The 17,223-nt window shown below is 63.7% G+C and carries 21 protein-coding genes and 2 tRNA genes; 8 read left to right on the plus strand and 15 right to left on the minus strand.

Annotation, left to right across the window (positions count from 1 at the left end):
- Positions 1–73 precede the first annotated feature (73 nt).
- The 5 genes from EJ068_RS26985 to EJ068_RS27005 form a co-directional block, all read right to left on the minus strand.
- Positions 74–589 (minus strand): histidine phosphatase family protein, encoded by a 516-nt coding sequence (locus tag EJ068_RS26985; protein WP_126078169.1) that lies wholly within the window; start codon positions 587–589, stop codon positions 74–76.
- A 3-nt stretch (positions 590–592) separates the two neighbouring features.
- Positions 593–760: a hypothetical protein gene (locus EJ068_RS26990; protein WP_189342248.1), complete on the minus strand. Its 168-nt coding sequence runs from the start codon at positions 758–760 to the stop codon at positions 593–595.
- 22 nt (positions 761–782) lie between these two features.
- The gene (gene purN, locus EJ068_RS26995; RefSeq protein WP_126078168.1) at positions 783–1,490 is read right to left on the minus strand and encodes a phosphoribosylglycinamide formyltransferase; all 708 of its coding nucleotides are present in this window, start codon (positions 1,488–1,490) and stop codon (positions 783–785) included.
- Positions 1,487–2,566: a phosphoribosylformylglycinamidine cyclo-ligase gene (gene purM / locus EJ068_RS27000; protein WP_127253657.1), complete on the minus strand. Its 1,080-nt coding sequence runs from the start codon at positions 2,564–2,566 to the stop codon at positions 1,487–1,489. Before purM ends, purN begins: the two co-directional genes overlap by 4 nt.
- Positions 2,567–2,762: 196 nt before the next feature.
- Positions 2,763–3,422 (minus strand): Imm52 family immunity protein, encoded by a 660-nt coding sequence (locus EJ068_RS27005; protein ID WP_127253655.1) that lies wholly within the window; start codon positions 3,420–3,422, stop codon positions 2,763–2,765.
- 188 nt (positions 3,423–3,610) lie between these two features.
- Between EJ068_RS27005 and EJ068_RS27010 the strand changes: the two genes are divergently transcribed.
- Genes EJ068_RS27010 through hdaA form a run of 3 tightly spaced genes read left to right on the plus strand, consistent with a single transcriptional unit; the run spans position 3,611 to position 6,108 of the window.
- Complete coding sequence (locus EJ068_RS27010; RefSeq protein ID WP_127253656.1) at positions 3,611–4,243, plus strand: CDP-alcohol phosphatidyltransferase family protein; 633 nt, start codon at positions 3,611–3,613, stop codon at positions 4,241–4,243.
- Positions 4,244–4,256: 13 nt separating this feature from the next.
- Entirely contained in the window at positions 4,257–5,402 is a 1,146-nt protein-coding gene (locus EJ068_RS27015) for an AI-2E family transporter (RefSeq protein WP_126078165.1), read from the plus strand.
- Position 5,403: 1 nt separating this feature from the next.
- Positions 5,404–6,108, plus strand: coding sequence for a DnaA regulatory inactivator HdaA (gene hdaA, locus EJ068_RS27020; RefSeq protein ID WP_126078164.1), 705 nt, complete (start codon positions 5,404–5,406; stop codon positions 6,106–6,108).
- 161 nt (positions 6,109–6,269) lie between these two features.
- On the opposite strand, the gene EJ068_RS27025 is transcribed toward hdaA, so the two are convergent.
- The 6 genes from EJ068_RS27025 to EJ068_RS27050 all read right to left on the minus strand — a co-directional run bounded on the left by EJ068_RS27025 (position 6,270) and on the right by EJ068_RS27050 (position 10,288).
- Positions 6,270–6,533, minus strand: coding sequence for a hypothetical protein (locus EJ068_RS27025; protein ID WP_126078163.1), 264 nt, complete (start codon positions 6,531–6,533; stop codon positions 6,270–6,272).
- 314 nt (positions 6,534–6,847) lie between these two features.
- Entirely contained in the window at positions 6,848–7,183 is a 336-nt protein-coding gene (locus EJ068_RS27030) for a hypothetical protein (RefSeq protein ID WP_126078162.1), read from the minus strand.
- Positions 7,184–7,295: 112 nt separating this feature from the next.
- Positions 7,296–7,372: transfer RNA gene (locus tag EJ068_RS27035), tRNA-Pro, on the minus strand.
- A gap of 90 nt (positions 7,373–7,462) precedes the next feature.
- A complete protein-coding gene (locus EJ068_RS27040; RefSeq protein ID WP_127251882.1) occupies positions 7,463–7,945 on the minus strand; it encodes a pyridoxamine 5'-phosphate oxidase family protein in 483 nt (160 codons plus the stop codon).
- A gap of 63 nt (positions 7,946–8,008) precedes the next feature.
- A complete protein-coding gene (locus EJ068_RS27045) occupies positions 8,009–9,184 on the minus strand; it encodes an NAD(P)/FAD-dependent oxidoreductase (RefSeq protein WP_127251881.1) in 1,176 nt (391 codons plus the stop codon).
- A gap of 135 nt (positions 9,185–9,319) precedes the next feature.
- A complete protein-coding gene (locus EJ068_RS27050) occupies positions 9,320–10,288 on the minus strand; it encodes an NAD(P)H-dependent oxidoreductase (RefSeq protein ID WP_128298208.1) in 969 nt (322 codons plus the stop codon).
- A gap of 248 nt (positions 10,289–10,536) precedes the next feature.
- Here EJ068_RS27050 and EJ068_RS27055 point away from each other — a divergent pair, with 248 nt between their 5' ends.
- Positions 10,537–10,842: an ETC complex I subunit gene (locus tag EJ068_RS27055; protein ID WP_112101520.1), complete on the plus strand. Its 306-nt coding sequence runs from the start codon at positions 10,537–10,539 to the stop codon at positions 10,840–10,842.
- Positions 10,843–10,897: 55 nt separating this feature from the next.
- Positions 10,898–10,974: transfer RNA gene (locus EJ068_RS27060), tRNA-Arg, on the plus strand.
- Positions 10,975–11,002: 28 nt separating this feature from the next.
- Here the strand turns inward: EJ068_RS27060 and EJ068_RS27065 are convergent.
- Positions 11,003–11,191: a hypothetical protein gene (locus EJ068_RS27065; RefSeq protein WP_126078159.1), complete on the minus strand. Its 189-nt coding sequence runs from the start codon at positions 11,189–11,191 to the stop codon at positions 11,003–11,005.
- A 103-nt stretch (positions 11,192–11,294) separates the two neighbouring features.
- Positions 11,295–12,200: a LysR family transcriptional regulator gene (locus EJ068_RS27070; RefSeq protein WP_126078158.1), complete on the minus strand. Its 906-nt coding sequence runs from the start codon at positions 12,198–12,200 to the stop codon at positions 11,295–11,297.
- Positions 12,201–12,350: 150 nt separating this feature from the next.
- On the opposite strand from EJ068_RS27070, the gene EJ068_RS27075 reads away from it, so the two are divergent.
- A complete protein-coding gene (locus EJ068_RS27075; RefSeq protein ID WP_126078157.1) occupies positions 12,351–13,223 on the plus strand; it encodes an NmrA family NAD(P)-binding protein in 873 nt (290 codons plus the stop codon).
- Positions 13,224–13,284: 61 nt separating this feature from the next.
- Here EJ068_RS27075 and EJ068_RS27080 read toward each other — a convergent pair whose 3' ends face one another.
- Entirely contained in the window at positions 13,285–14,211 is a 927-nt protein-coding gene (locus EJ068_RS27080; RefSeq protein WP_126078156.1) for a hypothetical protein, read from the minus strand.
- Between the two features lie 107 nt (positions 14,212–14,318).
- The gene (locus EJ068_RS27085) at positions 14,319–15,113 is read right to left on the minus strand and encodes a glycosyltransferase family 25 protein (protein ID WP_127251880.1); all 795 of its coding nucleotides are present in this window, start codon (positions 15,111–15,113) and stop codon (positions 14,319–14,321) included.
- A 280-nt stretch (positions 15,114–15,393) separates the two neighbouring features.
- Between EJ068_RS27085 and EJ068_RS33745 the strand changes: the two genes are divergently transcribed.
- Both EJ068_RS33745 and EJ068_RS27095 read left to right on the plus strand, forming a co-directional pair.
- Entirely contained in the window at positions 15,394–15,975 is a 582-nt protein-coding gene (locus EJ068_RS33745) for a CatB-related O-acetyltransferase (protein WP_129554932.1), read from the plus strand.
- 21 nt (positions 15,976–15,996) lie between these two features.
- Entirely contained in the window at positions 15,997–16,953 is a 957-nt protein-coding gene (locus EJ068_RS27095) for a glycosyltransferase (RefSeq protein WP_127251878.1), read from the plus strand.
- Positions 16,954–17,223 lie beyond the last annotated feature (270 nt).

The raw sequence follows: 17,223 nt of genomic DNA on the forward strand, positions 1-17,223 counted from the left end.
CTCAGGCTTTGCCAAAGGCGGCGGGCTTGCTCCGCCGCCTTTGTTTGCGGCGGGAGATTGGCAGCTTCGGGGTCTACTCCAAATCCCTCGGCCTGACGAGATGCGTCAGCCGAGCGCCGCCGAAATCCAGATTCGCCCAGTTGCCCTTTACTGTAAACCGCGCGAGCGCCGCCGTCGGAAACTTCGCTTCGATCTTCTTGAAAACGCTCTCATCCGACCCGGCGCCGGCCAGCCGCAACACAAACTGCTGGAGGCCGGGGTTGTGGCCGATCACGAGCAGGTTGGTCGCCTTGACCTGCCGCACGTGCGCCAGGATAGCGCCGGCCTCCGCCTCGTAGAGCTCTTCCGCGAAATCCGCGGACACATGCTTCGGCAGCTCCTGGGCGACCAACCGCCAAGTATCGCGGGCGCGCAGCGCCGGCGAGACCAGAGCCAGATCCGGCAGCCAGCCACGCCGCGAAAGCTCGCGCCCGATCAGCGGCGCGGTCTTTTGCCCGCGCGGGGCGAGCGGCCGGTCGAAATCGGCAAGCTTGGGGTCATCCCAGCTCGACTTGGCGTGGCGTAAGATAAGCAATTGTCTCGCGGGCATTGTTCAGGACCACGATTGCTTGTCCAGTCGGGCGCGGGCCTTCTGCTTGATCTCGTCGATGTAGAAGGGGGCAAACGGGCCGCTGCCTAATCTGTCGATCCAAGCCTTACGCAGCCGGTCCGTTTCGGTTTGACCCAGGGGTTGGCTCGGCAGTTCAGGGGTAAGCGCCATGCTGCAATTCCCGGCCAGGGCCCTACGGCGTGATCCGCGCCAGATGCTCGAGGTCGGTCTCCTCGCGCAGCGGGTCCGGCGCCATCACGACCGAGCTTGCGTTCTCTGCATCGTCGGCGAAATGGGCAAGCACGGTGTGGCCCTTTTCCATGCTCGCCTTGCCCTCGGCGACGAGGCCTAGCGCCAGCGGATAGAGCCGATGCTCGGCCTTCAGCACGCGCGCGGCAAGCGTGTCCTCATTGTCGCCGACCATCACCGGCACGGCGGCCTGCGCGATGATCGGGCCGTCATCCATCTCCGGCGTGACGAAATGCACCGAGCAGCCATGGATGCGCACGCCCGCGCGGATCGCCCGCGCGTGCGTGTCCAGCCCCTTGAAGGCGGGCAGCAAAGCAGGGTGGACGTTGACCATGCGCCCCTGCCATTTCTCGACGAGGCCGCGGCCGAGGATGCGCATATAGCCGGCAAGCGCCACGATCTCGGCGCCGAAGCCGGTGAGCGCGGCGTCGAGCGCGGCGTCATAGGCATCCTTGCTCGCATGGTCGGCGCGCTGGATCACCTTGGTGGCGATGCCGCGCGACTGGGCGATGCCGAGGCCGGCGGCGTTCGCGCGGTCGGAGATCACGCCGACGATTTCAGCCGGATAGCTTGGATCGGCGGCGGCCGCGATCAGCGCCGTCATGTTGGAGCCGCGCCCTGAGATCAGGACGACCGTGCGTTTCCTGCTCATAGGCCGATCGAGCCCCTGTAGATGACGCCGGCGTCGCGGCGCGGCACGATCCGGCCGATCGGCGTCACCGTCTCGCCGGCTTCCTGCAGCACCGCCGCCACCTGCGCCGCCTGGCCGGAGGCGACGGCGAGGATCATGCCGATGCCGCAATTGAAGGTGCGCATCATTTCTTCCGGCGCGACGCCGCCGGTCTTTGCCAGCCACGAGAACACCGGCGGCGCGTCGATCGCCTCGAGGTCGAGCTCGGCCGAAAAATCCTTGGGCAGCACGCGCGGGATGTTTTCCGGGAAACCGCCGCCGGTGATGTGGGCCAGCGCCTTGATGCCATGCGTGTTGCGGATAGCCTTCAGGATCGACTTCACATAGATGCGCGTCGGCTCGAGCAGCGCCTCGGCGAGGCTGAGCTCTTCGTTGAACGGCGCCGGATCGCTCCAGGCAAGACCGCTCGCCGCCACGATGCGGCGCACCAGCGAAAAACCGTTGGAGTGCAGGCCGGAGGAGGAAAGGCCAAGCAGCACGTCGCCTTCGACGATGTCGTCTGTGGGAAGCAACTGGCCGCGATCGGCCGCGCCGACCGCGAAACCGGCAAGGTCGTAGTCCTTGTCGTGATACATGCCGGGCATTTCGGCCGTCTCTCCGCCGATCAGCGCGCAGCCGGCCTGCCGGCAGCCCTTGGCGATGCCGCCGACGATCGCGGCGCCCTGGTCCGGATCGAGCTTGCCGGTGGCGAAATAGTCGAGGAAGAACAGCGGCTCGGCGCCCTGCACGACGATGTCGTTGACGCACATGGCGACGAGGTCGATGCCGATCGTGTCATGCTTGCCGGCATCGATGGCGATCTTGAGCTTGGTGCCGACGCCGTCATTGGCCGCGACCAGCACCGGATCGGTGAAGCCTGCGGCCTTGAGGTCGAACAGGCCGCCGAAGCCGCCGATCTCGCCATCCGCGCCCGGCCGGCGCGTCGCGCGCACCAGCGGCTTGATCTTCTCGACCATCAGATTGCCAGCATCGATATCGACGCCCGCCTCGGCATAGGTGAGCCCGTTCTTGCGCTTGGCCGGATCGCCCTTGCTCATCGTCGGCTCGTCCCTGTTTGTCATTGCGGGCTCTTCGCATGAATGGTTTCGGGGAGCAAGGATGACGCGCAGGTGAGTGATGTTGTTTCCGAGGAAAGTGCGGGGTTGATTGGCGAAGGCCGAGACCAGTGCCAATCTCCCGGGGAGATGTCCGGTAGGTCAAAGGCGGTGTCCGCCAACTCTGCGATTATGGCAGTCACATTTCCTCTAGAATGGGTGCTGCCGTTTCATCCACCCACATACGCCCCTGGGGAACACCAACCTCCTTTCCCACGGTTCGTCCTTGCGATGCCAAGCCCTGCTGTTGGTAAAACGCATATTGAGCGAGCGTTGGATGCTCGCGGCTGCTGGCCGGATGTCCTTCCTGGACATCGCGCCAAATCGAACCCCAGTCGGGTTTCCAGATTTCGACGAATCTATGGAATAGGGCGAGCAGGACTTCCGCCCCAAAAGGCTCGGCCCCTGCCATGCAGTTAAGCTCCAGACAAGCATTGTTCTGACTGTCTCGTGACAGATACTCGGAATACGCCCCGCAATGGATCGACGTTGACGCTTCCACGTTTCCCCGGCGCTGGTTCCAGAGGGAGACGCGGTAACCCAATTCCGGAATGGGTTGGCGCGGGGCGATGTCCGTCTTGTTCTGGCCTTTCTCCAGCAGGTGCTGCAGGTTACTGGCTGCCGATGTGTCGATAGGTTCGGACGCCATCGCCTTTTTAAGAGACCTTCCCAGCGGAGCCCAGCTAGCGAGTCTTTCGTCGGCAATAGCCAATGCTCGGAAATGCGCTTGAGGTTGTGGGATCGAATCCTTGGCTGTCCGTTTCCTTGGACCCCAGTAAACGTTGATGTTGACCGCCATGTGCGCCTCCCGTGGCATGCAGCCTATCAGCTTCCCTGCAGGTCTGTTGGTCCAAAGTCGGCGTTCCTTCGCGCCCCCTCTGGCCTGCCGGCCATCTCCCCACGAGGGGAAGATCGGCAGTTCCTCACTTGCGCCAATCTCCCATCTCCCTCATCTTTTTCCCAACAAAAGACACGACGGGACATCACGTGACCCTTCCCAACATGATCACGATCATGCGGCTGCTGCTCGTGCCCGCCGTGGTGCTGGCCATGCTGCAGTCGCTTTGGGGCTGGGCTTTCGCCGGCTTCCTCGTCGCCGGCATCTCCGACGGCGTCGACGGCTTCATCGCGCGCCGCTGGAACCAGTCGTCCCGCCTGGGCGCCTATCTCGATCCGATCGCCGACAAGCTCCTGCTTGTCTCGGTCTTCGTCGTCATGGGCTTCGCCGGCGAACTGCCGCTCTGGCTGGTGGTCATGATGGTTTCGCGTGACGGGCTCATCGTCTGCGCCGTGCTCCTGTCCAGCGTGATGAGCAATCCGGTCGAGGTGAAGCCGCTCTTCGTTTCGAAAGCCAACACCGCCGCCCAGATCGTGCTGGCGGCGCTGGTGCTGGGCGAGCTGGCCTTTGCCGTGCATCTTGGCCCACTGCGGACCGGGCTCATATTGCTGACCGGGGTCTTGACCGTGGCTTCGGCCGCGGCCTATCTCGTGGCTTGGCTAAGGCATATGAGCGGCTATGGCGAAGGCTCCCGAACGAGCAACTCCCAGAACGACGTCACCAAGTCGGGCAACACCAAGTCGGGCATCGGCAGATCGGGCGGCTCCGGCACGGACGCCTGACCACGATGGCGCCGTGATCGCCGCGGACGATAGCTCCGGCGCGCTTCGTCGCCAGGTCTTATTCTGGCTCGCGACGGCGGTTCTGCTGGCGCTGTTCCTCTATGTCTTCTCGGGCATCCTCCTGCCTTTCGTCGCCGGCATGGTGCTCGCCTATTTCCTCGATCCCGTCGCCGACTGGCTGCAGCGGCTCGGCCTCTCGCGCCTGATGGCGACGGTGGTCATCCTGATCGCCTTCATCGTCGTCGTGGTGCTGGCCTTCGTCATCCTGGTGCCGGTGCTGGCCACCCAGATGGCCGATTTCGCCCGCAAGCTGCCGGAATATCTCACGCGCCTGCAGTCGCTGCTCACCAGCTTCGACCCGAAATGGCTGGAGCAGCGTTTTGGCGTCAACGCCGCCGGCCTGCGCGACGGGCTGAACTCGCTGTTGACTTCCGGCTTCAGCCTGCTCACCACCGTCTTCACGTCGATCTGGAGCTCCGGCGTGGCGCTGGTCTCGGTGGTCAGCCTGTTCGTCGTCACCCCGGTCGTCGCCTTCTACATGCTGCTCGACTGGGACCGCATGGTGGCCGAGGTCGACGGCTGGGTGCCGCGCGACCATGTCGAGACGGTGCGCGCGCTTGCCCGCGACATCAACACCGCCACGGCCGGTTTCGTGCGCGGGCAGGGCACGCTATGCCTTGTGCTCGGCGCCATGTATGCCACCGGGCTGACGCTGACCGGATTGAACTTCGCCATCCTCATCGGCTTCTTCGCCGGGGTGATCTCCTTCATCCCCTATGTCGGCTCGCTGACCGGGCTGGTGCTGGCCATCGGCGTCGCCTTCGTCCAGTTCTGGCCGGACTGGACCATGGTGGTGCTGGTTGCCTGCGTGTTCTTCGTCGGCCAGTTCATCGAGGGCAACATCCTGCAGCCCCGACTGGTCGGAAAGAGCGTCGGCCTGCATCCGGTGTGGCTGATGTTCGCGCTGTTTGCCTTCGGCGCGCTGTTCGGCTTCGTCGGCCTGTTGATTGCCGTGCCGGCCTCGGCGGCGATTGCCGTGCTGGTGCGCTTCGCCATCGCCCGCTATCTCGAATCGCCGCTCTACAAGGGTCACGCCACAGGGCCCGTGCCGCCATTGCCGGCCGATCGCGGCGGCGGCCACCGTTCGAAGCGGGGCTGACATGGCTGCTCAGCCAGCAGATACGCCGCGTCAGCTGCCGCTCGATCTCGGCCACGGCACCGGCTATTCGCGCGACGAGCTCGTCGTGTCGGGCACCAACGCGCAAGCCGCGTCGCTGATCGACCGCTGGCCGGACTGGCCGTCGCCGGTGGTCGTGCTGGCCGGGCCGCCCGGCTCGGGCAAGACGCATCTCGCCCGGATATGGCAGGAGCGGGCGCATGCCGTCGCCATCGAGCCGGGCCGGATCGGCGAGCACATCGCCGGCCTGGGCATGAGGCCGGCGCTCATCGACGACGTCGACAAGACGGCGATCGATGAGCAGGGCCTGTTTCACCTGATCAACGAAGTGCGCGGCGCGGGCTCGACGCTGCTGCTTACGGCGCGGCGTTTCCCCTCGGCCTGGCGCGTCACGCTCCCCGACCTCGTCTCGCGGCTGAAAGCGGCGGCGACGATCGAGATCCACGAGCCCGACGATCTGCTGCTTGCCGGCGTCATCACAAAGCTGTTCGCCGACCGCCAGGTCGAGGTCGAGCCGCATGTGGTGCAATATCTGGTGCGCCGCATCGAGCGTTCGCTCGGCACCGCCATGCGTGTCGTCGAGCGCCTCGACCGCGCCGCGCTTGAGCGCAAGACGCCGATCACCCGGGCGCTCGCGGCGGAGACGGTCAGCGCTATGGACGAGGGGCAGGGCGAGTTCGATATCTAGGCCTTTCCCTTCTCCCCTTGCGGGAGAAGGTGGCCGCTAAGCGGCCGGATGAGGGGTGCTCCAGGGAAAGCCGACGTCTCACTCCGCTGGAATACCCCTCATCCGTCTCGGCGCTGCGCACCGATCCACCTTCTCCCACAAACAAGGGGAGAAGGGAAAAATTACGCCCATAGCCCGGCCAGATGCCGAGCCAAAAGATACACGCCCGTATGCGCCGCGATGTAACAGGCGGCGACAAGGACGAAGACCATCAGGCCGGCGGACCGCGACCGGGCGACGCCGCTCTGCCGCTTGCTCGGCCGGTTGTTCCAGACCCACAGAGCGGCGCACAGGATTGCCCAGGCGACCATGACCGGAACCGCGAAGCCGTAATAGGCCAGGTAGGCCGGACCGATCAGCGACAGCAGCGCCTCGAGCACGGGCATCGACAATCCCCCTTTGTCCGAAGTCTAGACCGGTGACAAAGTTGGGAGCGAGGGGGATTGTTCGAGCCGCGTCCCGGCTTGTGCGGCATCTGTGGGAGCGTGCGGCGTAGCCGTCCCATTCCGGAACAGTCTTTCCGGCATCAGTCTTGCAACACCGACAGTGCCGGTTGATCCCGGCCCCGGTCGCGTTCCAGATCGGGTTGTAGGCTCGCCGGGCTTGAGGTTGTTGGGGACTCGCCCGGCGGGTTTACCCGTCTCCGTGTTCACACCACAGGTTTGATTTCAACCCGGACGGGACTGTTGGGGATCGGCACTCAGCCCGTGCTGCCGTGTCTGGCGAGCAGGCGTAGCACCTGAACGCTGTTGGGCAACTCGATGAGAAATTCCTCGTCACGGTCTAGATGGTGGATCTTGGTGGGATCGCCGCCGGTGAAGCGCGCCATTGCCTCGTTATTCTCCCAATAGGAGATTGTCATGAACTCCGAATAGGTCGGCGTGTCCTCGCGGAAGGTCTGGACACCGAGCGCCTTCTCGATCAGCGGCTTGATGCCGACCTCGTAGTTGTAGGCCTCATATGCGTCGGCTTTGTCGGGCAAGGTTCTGCCGCGCCAGATGCGCGCGATGGTCGGAGTTTTCGCATTGCCGGTCATGGCAACCGAAACTTGCGAAGGCTGACATGGTTCCAGGAGAGTGAGGCCAAGAGCCCTTCTGGTCAGGCCCTGGGCCGCTAGACCGGCACGGCAATTTTTTGGGGGAAAGCGATGGTCGGAGTGGCGTGATTCGAACACGCGACCCCCTGATCCCAAATCAGGTGCGCTACCAGGCTGCGCTACACTCCGACGTCCCGCGGCGTATAGGGGGCGCACGCCCGGAAGGCAACACAAAAACAGAGCGCGGTTCGATCCGGCCGATGATGCTGTCCAGGCAGCCTAGAGATCGACCTTGGCGACGTTGTCCTTGTACTCCTCCTTCGGATCGTAGCCGAGCAGCATCTTGATACCGGAGACGACGCTGGAGGCGTCGAGCCAAATCTCGGCCTGTTCAGGCTCGAAGCGAAGCAGCGTCAGCTTCGGATCGTCCCTGCCGCCTTCGAACCACGCTTCCACGTAGCGGTTCCACAGCCGGTCGATCACGACCCGGTCGTTATCGATCTGCAACCGGCCTTGCACCGTTGCAAAAAGGTCATGACCCTTGGATACAAACGTCGCCGTTGCCTGGCTGCCGGAGGAAAGTCCAAGCACAAGCTCGGTTTCCCTGGCGGTGAAGAACCAGATCGGGCCCCTGGCCTCGGCTTCCAGTTGCGCCGTCATGGGGCGCGGGATGATGTTCGAGCCGTCAAGCCCGATCATCATTGTCATATCCGATTTCAGGGCTTTCCAGAATTTTGCTTCGAGCTCATCGGGCGTCGGCATCTCGCTTCCTTTCATCAGAGAAAGGCAAACGACCGACCGTCTTGTCTGTTCCTTGTAGCGCGCTCAGCTCTTCAGGCCAGTGATCTTCCTGGCGATCGCCGCGGCCTGGATTGTTGAGTTGGCGAAGCAGCCGCGAATGCTGGGCCGCATGCCGGTGAACCAGAGCCCGGGCAGCTTCGGGTCGTTTGCGGCGCCGTTGAACAGCGGCACGCCCTTGGCGTCGAGCACGCCGAGCTTGCCCAGCATCGGTTCCAGTCCGGTGCGGTAGCCGGTGGCGGCGATGACGATGTCGGGCGCTATTCGCTGGCCATTGTCGAGCACGACGCCGTCGCGCCTGAATTCGCGCAACTGCGGCACGACGATGATGCGCCCGGCCTTGATGGCCTCGACCGCGCCGTCGTCGGCCGCGATCGCGGTATAGTCGGAGCCGAGCCGGCTGGCGCCGCCCGACGGGGCAGGGGGCAGGCCGTATTTCGTCAGATCTCCGAACACCAGGCGCTGCGTTGCCGCCATGACCGCGTCGGCGAGCCATGTGGGCAGGTTGGCCATGAGCGGCGATATGCGGTGCACCGCGATCTTGCCGATGCGCTTGGGCAGCAGCGAAGGTCCGTTGCGCGCCGAAAGCCAGATCTGGCCGGTCTCGACACGGGAAAGATGGTTGAGCGCATCGAAGCCGGAATTGCCGGCGCCGACCACCAGCACCTTCTTGCCGGCATAGTCGCTTGCCTTTCCGAAATCGGCCGAATGGATGATCCTGCCGGAAAAATCGTCCATGCCTGTCCAGGCCGGGATGAAGGGCTGCCGGTCCCGTCCGGTGGCGATCACCACATATCGCGCCGCCTTCAAGCCCTCGCTTGTCCGCAGCAGCCAATGGTCGCCTCGGAATTCGATCTCGTCGACCTCGACCCCGAAGGCGACGGGCAGCCGGTGCGTTTCGGCGAACTCATTGAGATGGCGCGCGACGGCGCTGCGGTGCGGGAACGCCGGTGTCCCCGCCGGATAGGACACGCCTGGCAATGAGGAGAGGTCGCGATGCGTGTTGAGGTGCAGATTGTCGTGGCGGCGGTGCCAGGGTTCGGCCAGCCTCTGCTCGCGCTCCAGGATCCGCGTCGTCACGCCAGCCATGGTCAACGCATGCGCGGCGGCAAGCCCGGCGGCGCCCCCGCCGACGACAATCGTACCGTCCAATATCGCTGGCTTGCCGGCCCCCGACGGCGAGACTTCCGTATCCGCGCTCATTCGTATCTTTGTCGTCGCCATCATGCCATCAAGTGGCACGACCATGTATCCGATGTATGCCGCTCGCAGGCCAAAAGGAATAGGTGCGTGTTGCAAAGCCCCCCGGCATTGTGTCGCGGATTTTGCAAGCGCCGGCTAATGAACCGGGTCGGCATGGCGATGCACCAGCTTGAACGCGCCATCCTCCAGCCGAAACACTTCCGTCACCCGCAAGGTCATCTCGGTCGCCTCGCCGTTCTTGCCGATGCGCGCCTTGGCATGCTGCAAGCCGCTCCAGAACGCCAGATCGCCGCTCGCCGACGCTTGCAGCACCTCGAGGTCGGTGTTGCCGCCTTTGTGGAAGCTTGCGGCATCGCGTTCGTAACGGCCGGCAACCGCTTCGGCGCCTTCGAGATGGTCGCCGCGCGGTGAGAAGAACGTCGCCGGCCCGGCACGGGTGACGATCGCCTTCAGCGAGGCGGCATCGCCATTGACATAGTCTTCGGCGATCTTCTCGCGCTGCTTCATGAAGGCATCGAAGGACGAGCCGGCAGGATGCACCGTCCTGATCCAGCTTTCCAGGCTGGCCATGAAATTTTCGAGGAAGGTGGCGGTGTCGGCATTGGTCACCGCGCCTTTGCCGTCCAGGATTTCCGCGACATTGCCGATATAGGCCTCCGGCTGCTGCATCACTGGCATGTCGAGGAAGGCGAAGGTTTGTCTCAGCGCATGATTGGCGCCGAAAGCGCCAAGCTTATGCGGTGTGACACTGACGACCCCTGCGGGCAGTCCCTTGAACACGCTCTTGCCCGATGGGCGCGAGCCGACATCAAGCGCGTTCTTCAGGCAGCCGGGGATCGAGCGGTTGTATTCCGGGGTGACGAACAGCACCGCGTCGCATTCGCGCATCGCCGCACGGAAGGCCGACCACGCCGCTGGCGGGTCGTCACCGTCCAGATCCTCGTTGTAGAGCGGCAGGTCGCCGATCTCGATGAAGCGGCAGCGCACCGAATCCGGCGCGCGGGCGGCCAGGGCCTTGGCGATCTTGCGGCTGAAGGACTGGGCGCGCAGGCTGCCGACAAGCACGGCGAGCTGCAGGACGGCATGTTCGGTTGCATTGGTCATGGCGAAACGTCCGCTTCTGATTGAGGCTGACAGGGAAGGCTTGCCCGGCCCGGCCGCCCGACCTTTCGATAATGTCGCCGGCGCGGCGAGGTTCCCCTGCGCCTTGGGAGCGCAGGGGCGCTTGCGGCCTTGCCGCCGCGGCCATTGCACAGTAATGACGGGGTTGGCGCGAGGTTTCGGGCTCCCGATGGGACCCGGGAATGGCGCCGAACAACGGTGCCCGATTTCCGGGCGGCAAAGAGGTGGTCATGTCCGCGCGCATTTTCAGTCCAGCCAAAACCGCGATGCAGTCCGGCAAGGCCAAGACCGGACATTGGGTGCTGGAGTTCGATCCCGCGCAGCGCAAGAAGATCGACCCGCTGATGGGCTACACCACCTCCGGCGACATGCTGAGCCAGGTGAAGCTCACCTTCGACACGAAGGAAGAAGCGGTGGCCTATGCCGAGAAGGAAAAGATCGCCTATCGCGTCGAAGAGCCGAAGGAAGCCAAGCGCCGGCAGATTTCCTATTCGGACAATTTCCGCTATGACCGCAGGACGCCCTGGACGCACTGACTTCCCGAGTCTTGCATCGCTTGGCGTAACGCAGCAGCCGGCCCGGCCGGCCGACGGTCCCGTAGCTCAGCTGGATAGAGCACCGGCCTTCTAAGCCGATGGTCGCAGGTTCGAATCCTGCCGGGATCGCCATTCCCTTGGCGCGGTTCGTGTGCGGACCTCACTTCCGCATCAGTTTAGGGGAGGGTTCGGCTAGCCATTGCTTGCCGTCTTTCTCGCTGGCCCATGGATTGCCGAAAGCCTTGGTCGGCAACGGTTCTTCGTCAAATTCGAGCCGTGCCTTCACGGCCCGCCGCTCGCGCCGATGCTCGGCTTGCTTGAATGCCTTGTCGCTGTCGACTGTGGTCATGCCGACGATCGGGGGTATTCCTTCGGGATCGGCTCATAGGCGTCACTTATCACAGAATGTGCGCAATAGGGCAGCGGGCGGGCCCGCTGCGCCGGTCATCGATCTAAACCTCAGCCAGCAACTCCATCACGAACTCCACGAACGCCCGCACCTTGGCGGTGCGGTATTGTCGCGAAGGGTAGATCGCGTGGAGCGGGAAGAGCTCGTCGGACCAATCCGGAAACAGGTCGATCAGCCGGCCGTCGCGCACCTGCTCGCGCGTGGCGAATTCCAGCACCTGCGCGATGCCGGCACCGGACAGGCAGGCGTTGAGCATGGTCGGCGCGTCGGAGGTCATCAGCCTGGTCCGAACGCTGACCGGCAGCGCCTCGTTGCCGCGGCGAAATTCCCACTCATAGGCGCGGCCATGCGCGGCGTCCCAGAAATCGATGGCGTAGTGGTCGGGCAGGTCGGCAGGGTGCCGCGGACGCCCTCGGCGCTCGACATAGGCGGGCGCCGCGACGGTGAGTACGCGCGTCTCGAACAGTTTGCGCGCGGTGAATGAGCCGGCCGGCGGATCGCCGAAGCGCAAGGCAAGATCGAACCCGTCCGCCACCAGGTCGCCCACCGCGTCGCGCATGATGAGCTCGAGGCGAAGCTCCGGATAGAGCGCCAGGAACCGGCCCGCGTGCCCGGCCAGCACCAGCTGCGAGAAGAACGGGTCGACATTGACGCGCAGCCTGCCGCGAACCACCGAGGTGGCGCCGGTGGCCTCGACCGCCGCCTCCTCGATGCCGTCGAGGTGAGGGCCGACCCGCTCGTGGAAGCGCCGCCCTTCGTCCGTCAGGTGCATGGTGCGGGTCGTGCGGTCGAGCAGCCGCACCCCGATGCGGGCTTCCAGCCGCTGGATGGCGCGGCCGACGCCTGAGGCGGTCATGCCGAGCGAGTCCGCTGCCCGCGCCATCGAGCCGGCTTCGACCACCGCCATCAGCACCGTCACGCCGGACAGCAATCTTCCGTCATAAGACATGCGCTATTCCCAACCTGGAGTCCGGATTATGATGACATATCGGCGCTGTGATCAGCAAGCCAAGGGTGTGAAAAGACCGGCCAGAGACCGCCGGCCCGTCGTGGCCGCCGGCCGTGATCCCGTTCAACCACCACAAACGAAGGAAAGATCATGTACGCAGTTACCGCCATTACCGGCCGCATCGGCGGGGTTCTTGCCGAAACGCTGCTGGCATCGGGCCACAAGGTTCGGGCCGTTGTCCGCGACGAAGCCAAGGGCGCGCGGTGGCTGGCCAAAGGCTGCGAGGTCGCCGTCGCCGATCTCGGCGATCCCGGGCCTCTGGCCGCGGCGCTTTCGGGCGGCGAGGGCGCGTTCATCCTGTTGCCGCCGGTCTATGATTCCGAACCCGATTTCCCGGACGTGCTGCCGAAGATCGCCGTCGTCCGCGAGGCGCTGCACAGGGCGCTGCCGCCCAAGGTGGTCGTGCTGTCGACGATCGGCGCGGACGCCACGCAGCCCAATCTGCTCAATGTGTTGCGCCTGCTGGAAGAGGCGCTCGCCGATCTGCCCGTGGCCGTGACGTTCCTGCGCGCCGCCTGGTTCATGGAAAATGCCCAGTGGGACCTCGCCTCGGCGCGCGATCAGGGCGTGATCGACAGCTACCTCCAGCCGCTCGATCGGCCGGTCGCGATGATCTCGGCCGCCGATGTCGGCAGAACCGCTGCGGAACTCTTGCCTGAGGATTGGAGCGGCCACCGGGTGATCGAACTGGAAGCGCGACACAGGGTGTCGCCGAACCAAATCGCCGCCGCCCTTGCCAAGGCGCTCGGCCGCGAGGTCGAGGCACGCACAGTCCCGCGCGAGCGCTGGGAGACGATCTTCCGCGAGCAGGGCATGCGCCATCCCGAAATGCGCATGCGCATGCTGGACGGCTTCAACGAAGGCTGGATCGACTTTCGCGATCCGGATACGCTGGGACGTCAAGGAAGGATTGGGATCGACGAGGCGATTGCGAAGCTCGTCGGCCCGCCTGACCGTATCTAGAAACAACCAGATCCGAGCGTCGCTGCGCGCTCTGAAGGACTGGAACGAGGGCGGTCGGCCTTCAGAAATCGCTCACGGCCTGCCCGGCCGGGCCGCCCAGATAAGTGTTCCACACATAATCCCGGAGCATTTCCCGGTGCTCCGCCGTTCGATGGTGATAGCCCGGTCTTTCGGGGTAGGACACGCCGGCGAGGTGAAAGAAGGCGCCGTCGATGAACTCGTGGTGCCCGACCGCGCCGGCCATCGTCATTGGCCGCTGTTCCACGGTTGCCACGGCGACATCCGCCTCGGCAAGTTTCGAATAGAGGATCGCCCAGTTGGCTGCGCCGGTGTCGAGGCCGAGATTTATGCGGGGTTCGAAATTCAGTTTATAGGCGGCCACGGCGGAGAACCGGTAGAAGCAGTAGCCTGCCCACAAATTCCAGTGCCGATCGTCCGGCTTGGCCTTGTAGACGTGATTTTCGGTACCGTATGCCCTGCGGCCATACACGACTTTGCCGGCCAGATTGGACGGGATATCGAACGGCACGACCGGGAAGCAGTCGTGATCGATGAAGCCGAAGAACTCCGGCTTCAGATGGCGCACGATGTTGTGAAACGCCCAGGTGATCGCCGTTCCATGCGATCTCGACAGGTGTTTTTCGACCCGCATCGGCAAGGCAAGGTAGGGCACGCCGCGCATCTTGCAGATCTGTGCGATGGCCGCTCTCGCCTGGGCCTTCGTAGAATTGTCGACGACGACCAGCGTCATCCCTGGCGAATGCATCTCCCACGCCTTCGTCAAAGCATCGATCACCCAGGGTACGTTGAAGGCGACCGTGATGCACACGCGCGACACCCCGGCGTCGTGCAACTGTTTTGCAAGCAGGCGCCCAGACGCACGCCCTCGATATTCGAAGCTTTTATAGGCGAACTCGTTTCTGAGCGCCTTTAGCTGGATGACCAATCGATTTTTGCTTAGTCCGTCGGCTATTAGTTTGAGTGCCATGCTGGTTCTCGTAGGCAGCCGGCAATCGGCGGGCCTTCGCATGCCCCTTTGCTCGAAGCCGCCGAGAAATCAAGCAACTCGAGTTTCGCTGACCTAGCGACGTTAGGTCAACCTCGGGGTTTTAGCTTTTGCGAAGATCGGCCAGCGGGATGTGCGTCAGGCGTCCAGCCTAGACTCAAATCGACCCGCTGGGTTCGCCAAAAGGTTCCGTTTCGGCAATGGGCGAACAGCCGCGACAATTCCCCACGAACTTTCGTGGTTACGCTTTTGGGGCGATGCGGTGCCGTTTGGATGATCGTCGGCATCGTATTTCGTTCAGAAAGAAAACGGTGCTGTGCGCAAAGGGCCGGTGTCACCTGATAGGTTGTATTGCGGGCGCACATCAGCGAATTCGGGCTGAACAATGCGAGATCGACCGGTTCCTTCAGGCGTTTTGTCCGCTGAAGCAGCTTTTCAGCCGCAGCCTTGGAAATGACATAGCCGGCCGTACCGAGATGCTCGCCGACCAGCCGGCCAATCGAATGGCCCTTCCCAATGGACGCAAGGCGCGCCAATCTGACCTGACCGAAGAACGTCTCGAGCTTGACGATGTCGGCATCGCGCGGGACCCAACTGTCATCGGACAGGAATGGTCCGGCATCGCTCCTGAAAACGACGTCATCCTCAAAGATTGCGGTATATTGCTCGGCGCCATCTGCGATCATTTGCCAGCACTTACGATGGCTGAGAAAGCATGCAATCTCTGGCTTGGTGAGGCGGCGAGCGGCAGGAAAATTCGAGGGCTCGCTGGACGTATCGACCGCCGCAACGCGCTCAAAAGCGATGCCGATCTTCGCGAATTCGGAGGTTGCCTGGTTCAACCTGTCAGGTGATCGATCAAGGTTGATTACCAAGCATTTCATGTGTCATCCGTTCTCTCAAATCGCCTTACGAATTCCTCAGCAGGTAAATCGAACGCAGCCTTTTCCTCCATGATCTTCTCACTCGGCAGTACCACCGGATGTTGGGCATCGCTGTCAGTAGCTGACTGCGACTTGCATTCCAAGAGGTCTCATTGCCGGAACTACCTTCCCGCCTGACAGCCTCGCGATTCGGCCAAGGTGCGTACAGCCAGTTCCCTGGGCTTGTAGGTTATATCTAACAGCGGCTATGTCGCTGCACGGCTGCCGCTGAGGTTTGCAGATGTCGACGATTTCCAGATGGTTCAAGGACGCGCGTTCCAAGTTGCCGGAGCATGTGACGGTTGGCCGCCACACTTATGGCGTGACATGGCGAAAGGTCCTGTTTCCCGCAAAGGAGGCCCCGCTGCGGGTCGGGGCCTTCTGCTCGGTTGCCGGCCGGGTGCTTTTCATTTGCTCCGGCCAGCATCCGACCGCGAGCGCTACCACGTTTCCGATTTACAGCCGGCTGCTGAAGCAGCCGGAGCCGATCGCGGAGGACAGCAAGCCGGCTGGCATCACCGTGGGCAATGACGTCTGGATCGGCAATGGCGCCATGATTTTGCCGGGCGTCGAGATCGGCGACGGCGCTGTCGTCGGGGCAGGGGCGGTGGTCACGAAGAACGTGCCGCCTTACGCGATTGTCGGCGGGTCGCCGGCAAGGCTGATCAGATACCGCTTTTCGCAGGACGTCATCTCAAAGCTGCTCGCCATCCAATGGTGGCGTTGGGACGATGACAAGGTCAAACGCGAGGCGGGTCTGCTGACCGGCCCGATCGAGACTTTTATCGAGAGGCATTCTGACGCAGGCACCGCAACGAAATGACGGGCGGCGGTTAGCGGAACGATGAAGTCGTGTTTCTTCCTGGCGACGGATGCGGGCTACTTCCCATATGCCTGCCTGACGGCGCGCCGGATACTGGATGTCTCCACCCCGATCGACGGCTTTCTGCTCTACACCGGCGCGAGCCAGGCGGATATTGAAGTCGCCCGGCATCTGCTGGAAGGCAAGGTCGAGCTGGTCGATGTCGCCGACTTCATGACGAATTTCGGCTTTCGCTTCGGAACCTACAGCATTGCCGCTTACATTCGGCTTTTCGCCGATCGGCTTCCGGTTTTCGAGCCGTATGACCGCATCGCATACACGGACTGCGACGTTCTCTTCAACCGGGACATCAATGACCTTGCCAGGCAGCGGCTGCGCGCCCCGCTGCTCGCCGCCCACGACGACTACATGTATTTCCGGCCCTCTTACCGGCAAAAGCTCAAGCTGGCGCCAGGCGCGCCATATTTCAATTCGGGCGTCGTCGTCTTCGATATGAACGCTGTCCGGGAGAATGCGCTGCTGGAGCGCACGCGAAAGACCGCTATTGACGGAAGCATGAACGACCAAAATGCCCTGAACGTCGTCTTCGAGGGCAAATGGCAGACGATGCATCCAAACTGGAACCTGCAGTCGCTCGGAGAATTGGGGGGCTTCTCGCAAGCCTGGGCCAGGCATTTCGCGGGCGGCAAGCCGTGGGGCAATCAGGTCGGGGTCGAGTTGGAAGCGCTGCGCATCTGGCGGGATCTGGCAAGGGACACGCCCTGGGGCAGGCCTTTCGAGCAGCGCATACCCTTCGAACGCGGCGTGGTGAAGCGCTTCCTCCGGCGCTTCGACGCAGTTGCCGGCCTGTTCGGCAAGGACGTGCAGCGCCGCAGGGCCAGGTATGACGGCAGCAGGATGCACGCGATCTATGCCAGGCAGGCGGATGAAGGCGCGATGGCCGTCCAGTTTCCGGAAGTGCTTGGCGGTTTCGCCTGAAAAGGCCGTCGTCTGCCTGCTGGCTCGTTCGGCCATGCGCTGTGGATATTAACCTGGCGTTTACCATGCTCCGGCGCTCGCGTTGCGGCCCGGCGCCCGACTCGCCGAAATGGAAAGGCCTGAACCCGTCAGGCAGCCCCTAAGCCCAGCGGCCGGCGTTTTCATGTACCCTACGGGATGCGTGCTTGAACGCGTTCCGCAGTATGCGCCGGCCGTAACTTCCCTTGAACGGAAAATGGAAGCCCGCCGCGGCAATGGGAAACCGCGACG

Source organism: Mesorhizobium sp. M2A.F.Ca.ET.043.02.1.1 (assembly GCF_003952405.1).
Classification (GTDB): Bacteria; Pseudomonadota; Alphaproteobacteria; order Rhizobiales; family Rhizobiaceae; genus Mesorhizobium.

Excerpts from the sequence above, each read along its gene's own strand:
- EJ068_RS26985 (WP_126078169.1), bottom strand. The coding sequence starts at position 589 with ATGCCCGCGAGACAATTGCTTATCTTACGCCACGCCAAGTCGAGCTGG.
- EJ068_RS26990 (WP_189342248.1), bottom strand. The coding sequence starts at position 760 with ATGGCGCTTACCCCTGAACTGCCGAGCCAACCCCTGGGTCAAACCGAA.
- purN (WP_126078168.1), bottom strand. The coding sequence starts at position 1,490 with ATGAGCAGGAAACGCACGGTCGTCCTGATCTCAGGGCGCGGCTCCAAC.
- purM (WP_127253657.1), bottom strand. The coding sequence starts at position 2,566 with ATGAGCAAGGGCGATCCGGCCAAGCGCAAGAACGGGCTCACCTATGCC.
- EJ068_RS27005 (WP_127253655.1), bottom strand. The coding sequence starts at position 3,422 with ATGGCGGTCAACATCAACGTTTACTGGGGTCCAAGGAAACGGACAGCC.
- hdaA (WP_126078164.1), top strand. The coding sequence starts at position 5,404 with ATGGCTGCTCAGCCAGCAGATACGCCGCGTCAGCTGCCGCTCGATCTC.
- EJ068_RS27025 (WP_126078163.1), bottom strand. The coding sequence starts at position 6,533 with ATGCCCGTGCTCGAGGCGCTGCTGTCGCTGATCGGTCCGGCCTACCTG.
- EJ068_RS27030 (WP_126078162.1), bottom strand. The coding sequence starts at position 7,183 with ATGACCGGCAATGCGAAAACTCCGACCATCGCGCGCATCTGGCGCGGC.
- EJ068_RS27040 (WP_127251882.1), bottom strand. The coding sequence starts at position 7,945 with ATGCCGACGCCCGATGAGCTCGAAGCAAAATTCTGGAAAGCCCTGAAA.
- EJ068_RS27045 (WP_127251881.1), bottom strand. The coding sequence starts at position 9,184 with ATGAGCGCGGATACGGAAGTCTCGCCGTCGGGGGCCGGCAAGCCAGCG.
- EJ068_RS27050 (WP_128298208.1), bottom strand. The coding sequence starts at position 10,288 with ATGACCAATGCAACCGAACATGCCGTCCTGCAGCTCGCCGTGCTTGTC.
- EJ068_RS27055 (WP_112101520.1), top strand. The coding sequence starts at position 10,537 with ATGTCCGCGCGCATTTTCAGTCCAGCCAAAACCGCGATGCAGTCCGGC.
- EJ068_RS27065 (WP_126078159.1), bottom strand. The coding sequence starts at position 11,191 with ATGACCACAGTCGACAGCGACAAGGCATTCAAGCAAGCCGAGCATCGG.
- EJ068_RS27070 (WP_126078158.1), bottom strand. The coding sequence starts at position 12,200 with ATGTCTTATGACGGAAGATTGCTGTCCGGCGTGACGGTGCTGATGGCG.
- EJ068_RS27075 (WP_126078157.1), top strand. The coding sequence starts at position 12,351 with ATGTACGCAGTTACCGCCATTACCGGCCGCATCGGCGGGGTTCTTGCC.
- EJ068_RS27080 (WP_126078156.1), bottom strand. The coding sequence starts at position 14,211 with ATGGCACTCAAACTAATAGCCGACGGACTAAGCAAAAATCGATTGGTC.
- EJ068_RS27085 (WP_127251880.1), bottom strand. The coding sequence starts at position 15,113 with ATGAAATGCTTGGTAATCAACCTTGATCGATCACCTGACAGGTTGAAC.
- EJ068_RS33745 (WP_129554932.1), top strand. The coding sequence starts at position 15,394 with ATGTCGACGATTTCCAGATGGTTCAAGGACGCGCGTTCCAAGTTGCCG.
- EJ068_RS27095 (WP_127251878.1), top strand. The coding sequence starts at position 15,997 with ATGAAGTCGTGTTTCTTCCTGGCGACGGATGCGGGCTACTTCCCATAT.